Raw genomic sequence first — 4,407 nt, 5'->3', positions numbered from 1 at the left:
TGTAGCAGCCATTACAGCGATCGCAGTCCAGCCGATTGCAGCGCCTCAAACGTGGTATCCATCGTGGCATCGGGTGGAACAAACACGACAAACCCATCGCGACCGCGCGTTAGCAAAACGCGGTAGCTGTTGAGTCGTAGTCGAAGCGGGTCGCGGACGTTCTTCTGTCGTGAACGGGTCATCCAGGTCGATCGCCACAGGAGATCATCGCCCCAGCCAACGATCGGATAATCCAGTTCTAAGCCCTGACAGCCAAACTCCGTCACCACGCTATCGAGCGCGCAGCACGACAGGGGCGAGTTTGGTGGATCGATGTACCACGGTCCCATTTTGACTCGCTGCGTTGCCATGTACTCGTTGGCAATGCCGTGCTGGGATAGATTATGGGCGCGAGACGAGGCAAGCAGCCCATAGCGCTTATCCGGTTGGTCCTGATAGCGATCGCGGCAGTATGCCATCGCCTGCTCTAAATCGCGCGTTAGGTATGGATCGTAGCCAGCGGCAAGTAGTGAAGGCATAAGCATTGCCGCCGCGTCGAACTCACCCAGCAGCACGTGCGCCACCCAAGTTTGCACATCCTTAGCGAGGTGAGTCCGCAGCGAAGTCGTGAGGTTAAATACATCATTGGTATGCAGGCGATCGCCCGACACGGCTGTAAAGTAGCTGGCTTGCTCTGGCGAACAGTGGACGTGCCAATCCGCGCTTGCCTGCTCTAGTCCTACGTTCCACTGCTCGGTGCCATCTTCTTCGCCTACGTGAATTTCTTGACCCTCGCCGATCAAGCCGAGCAGCACGCACCAATCTGGCGAACGTTCCGCGATTCGCACGACGGCTCCCGCCGCGGCACTGTTGATGCCGTACTTCTCTGCCATGCGATCGGCGTCCCAAGCTCGCTGCGCTTCATCGAACACAATTAGATGTTCGCGAGGCGCTTTTTGGCGGCGAACTTCGTGATCGATGTAAAAGTTGCGGACGGCTTGCACAAAGACACGACTTTTGAGGGCGTACTGCAACACGGTGATCAGGGGTCCGTTACCCGACAGAAACACCGCCGCTTGATCGCTCAAATCCTGCGGCGTCTGATGCACAAACTGAAGTCCGATTAGCGTCTTTCCGGCTCCAGGCACGCCAGTAATCAGGACTAGATGCCGCTCCTGAGCTGCCTGTGCGCGTTCGACGAGTCGATCGAGATACGCCAGCACATCCGGAATTCCAGCACTGCGAGCACGTTTGAGGTCGGGAAGCGGTTCCTGCTGGAAAATGCGGCGGGCGGCTTGGACGATCGTCGGCAGCGGCGCATAGTCTGCATTCACCCAGATTTGTGGATCGATCGCGGGAAGTTCCGACTCCAGCTTGCTCAAGTAATCTGCAATAGCGTGAGGGCTTAGAACCTGTACACCATCGCGGACCTCGCTGTAAGTAGTGCGGCGCGTCGGGACGACGATCGCGGTGATCGGCTGCTGGGCAGATGCGGCATGGTACTCGCTTAAATCGCGCGCATAGGCAGCAACCTGATCCAGATCTGCCGCACTGGGCGTCGGTTTCTGCTTGAACTCGAAGACGAGAATCTGACCCGCCGCCAACAGCACCAAGTCCGGACGTCGCCCGCCTTCTCGCGGCAGTTCATATTCAAAAATTAGCGTCCACTCAGCACTATCCGAGCGGTACTGCGTCAGTTGGACAAACTGCGATCGCAGAACCGTTGCACAATCCAGCCACGCTTGCTGTTGCGTTCCGGTCGAACGCTGGCGATAAAGCTGCTGGTAGTGAGTGCTGAGTGTGTCGAGCCAGTCGGAGTCATTGGTAGCAAGAAACTGAGCGATCGTGCCCATCCAGCCGTAGTTGAGCGTTTGCTCCGGTGGTTCAAACAAATCAAGCTGGCCCGTCATGCAATTAACTCGTTATGCCATCAACGCGCGAGGCGATCGGCTTGCTAGGCGATCGTGCTTACTACGCGATCATGCCGCGCTGCTTCGCCTCATAGAAGCGGCACGCTGCATAGCCCAAGGAATACAGGAGTGCTGCGTCGCTTGACGCTCCCACAACCGCACCAACACCTGGAATCAGTTCCACTAAGCCCAATCCCACTTTTAGCACGCTTGAACCGCCCAGCGATAAGCCAAAAATTGCCAGCACTTCGCCTCGACGAGCCGGATCATTCAGCGGAAACCCGTAAGCAGCCGCAATGCGATACACCATTTCGGCTTGCAGCGTCGTGACTGCGATGATATCCACCGCAAACAGCGCCAGTGCCAGTGGTGGAATAAAATTAGCCAGCAAGCCGATGCCGCCGCCTTTGAGAGACGTATCAACCATAATTCGGTGGGCAAGCTGTTCCGACGTTTCTAGCGGATAGGTCTGCCGCAGTTGATCGACTTCTGCCTGAGCCTTCTGAACATCAACCTGTCCCAGCGCAGTTGCTAACAAGTTGATCCCAGGAAATCGTCCAGCAAATCGAATCAGCGGATGCTCGGCGATCGGCGCCACAAATTTACCCACCGTTTCTGTACTTTGCTCCAGCAATTTCTGCATGGCGGGGGCAAGAGTCGCGATCGTTTGCTCTAGAGACTGAGCTGTAGAATTTGGTTTATTTTGTACGGTCATAGGGTTAGGGCGATTAGTAATTAGCGTTTAGTGATGAGTGGTTAATTGTTAATGGTTAGCCTTTGGCGTTTCGCTATTTTGTTCTGTTGAAACGTGCCAACGAATACTGAACAACTCACTACAGCACGTCAGCAATGTTGCAGCGACTAAACCACTGATTCACCCTAACGTTTAGTCCTTCAATCAACCTCTATCGGACGTTCGATCGTGCAGTGCTGCCAAATCTGCCTGTAGTTGGGCGATCGAGTGATATTCGGATTGCAGCCGCTCCAGCAGACCAGCGTAAACCGGGACAATTTTCTGGTAAACGGCAACGTTCTCTGGATTTGGCTGGTAGTCCTTGCTTGCGCCCAGCGTTGCCGTACCCGCCTCCAACGAGGAAAGCCGCCCTAGCGCGTAGAGTCCAACGATCGCGGCTCCCCAACAGGAACTGCCGTAACTAGTGGGAACTTGAACGGGGTGAGCTGTCACATCTGCCAAGAGCTGTCGCCACAAGGGCGATCGTGCCATTCCACCCGTCGCCACAATAAACGTAGGTTCGCCAATAACTTGTTTGAGCGCTTGCAGTACCAAATTGAGGTTCAACGCAATCCCTTCCAGCAGCGATCGTACGAGGTGCGCTTTGGAGTGCCGCAGCGTTAACCCAATAAATGAGCCGCTAGCATTCGCGGTCCAAATCGGGGCGCGCTCGCCAGCTAGGTAGGGATGAAACAGAACGCCATTGGCACCGGGCGCAACGCTATTGGCAAGATTCCACAAGCCTTCGTAGGGATCGCCTCCTGATTGAGGAGTCCCTTTAACGTCGCTGAATTGCTCCCGCGCCCACTGCCAGACAATTCCACCGCTGTTGACCGATCCTCCAACCAGCCAGTAATCGTCCATTAGCGCATAGCAAAACAGCCGCTGCTGTGGATCGGTCCACGGCTGTTTTACGATCGCCCGCACCGCACCGCTGGTTCCCACGGTCACGGTTACTCGATCAGGCGTCATCGCTCCGACGCTCAAGTTCGCCAGTGCCCCATCGCTCGCGCCCACTACGATCGCGGTGTCGGTTGCCAGTCCAAGCTGGGCGGCTACTCCAGGATCAAACGGGTGAACCACATGCGTCACGGGCACCAGTTGCGATAGCTGCTGGTCGCTGATGCTTGCCAGTTCTAGCGCTTCTGCGTCCCATGCCAGATTCTTCAGATTCAGCAGTCCCGTTGCCGAAGCGATCGCATAATCCACCACGTACTGCTGGCACAACCGAAACAGCACAAATTCTTTAATCGAAATGAACTTGGCAGCGCGATGAAAAATGTCGGGCTGCTCGTGCCGCAGCCACAGCAGCTTGGTCAGCGGCGACATGGAATGAATCGGCACTCCTGTGCGGTGATAGAGGTTTGATCCACGCGGATCGCGTCTCAGCCTCTCTGCCCATTCGGCACTGCGATTGTCTGCCCAGGTGAGGCTATTTGTTAGCAAGTTTCCAGCCGCATCCACTGCAATAATGCTGTGCATCGCGGACCCCAGCGCCAAACACAGTATTTGGGCTGGCTCAATTTGGCTGCGATCCATGAGCGATCGCACGGCTGTCACCACAGCGCTCCAAATTTCCTCTGGTTTCTGCTCAGCTACATCAGGCGTCGGAGTGTAGAGCGGATAGGCGTGTGTCACCTCTGCGACCGTCGTTCCATCTTCTTGAAACAACACAGCTTTCGTGCTAGTCGTGCCGATATCAATGCCAATTAGATAAGAGCGATCGGGCATAGAGGTTGCTCGCTAGTTGTTAGTTAAGCGGGTCAATTTTGAGCTTGAGCTTAA

Annotated in this window: 3 protein-coding genes; all 3 read right to left on the bottom strand. The window is 55.7% G+C overall.

Translation table 11 applies throughout. From position 1 onward, the window contains the following. Positions 1 to 11: 11 nt before the first annotated feature. The 3 genes from H6F43_RS08155 to H6F43_RS08145 all read right to left on the bottom strand — a co-directional run bounded on the left by H6F43_RS08155 (position 12) and on the right by H6F43_RS08145 (position 4,353). On the bottom strand, positions 12 to 1,889 hold the full coding sequence (locus tag H6F43_RS08155; RefSeq protein WP_190342301.1) for a DNA/RNA helicase domain-containing protein: 1,878 nt from the start codon (positions 1,887 to 1,889) through the stop codon (positions 12 to 14). A gap of 61 nt (positions 1,890 to 1,950) precedes the next feature. After that, the gene (locus tag H6F43_RS08150) at positions 1,951 to 2,604 is read right to left on the bottom strand and encodes an EcsC family protein (RefSeq protein WP_199290211.1); all 654 of its coding nucleotides are present in this window, start codon (positions 2,602 to 2,604) and stop codon (positions 1,951 to 1,953) included. 183 nt (positions 2,605 to 2,787) lie between these two features. After that, entirely contained in the window at positions 2,788 to 4,353 is a 1,566-nt protein-coding gene (locus tag H6F43_RS08145) for an FGGY family carbohydrate kinase (protein WP_190342300.1), read from the bottom strand. Positions 4,354 to 4,407: the final 54 nt, after the last annotated feature.

The organism is Leptolyngbya sp. FACHB-36, from assembly GCF_014695955.1.
In the GTDB taxonomy this organism is placed as follows: domain Bacteria; phylum Cyanobacteriota; class Cyanobacteriia; order Leptolyngbyales; family Leptolyngbyaceae; genus FACHB-36.
Note: the sequence above shows the minus strand (reverse complement) of the source record. Positions and strands in the feature narration are given on the sequence as shown.

Coding starts and splice junctions, on each gene's coding strand:
- H6F43_RS08155 (WP_190342301.1), bottom strand. CDS start 1,889: ATGACGGGCCAGCTTGATTTGTTTGAACCACCGGAGCAAACGCTCAAC.
- H6F43_RS08150 (WP_199290211.1), bottom strand. CDS start 2,604: ATGACCGTACAAAATAAACCAAATTCTACAGCTCAGTCTCTAGAGCAA.
- H6F43_RS08145 (WP_190342300.1), bottom strand. CDS start 4,353: ATGCCCGATCGCTCTTATCTAATTGGCATTGATATCGGCACGACTAGC.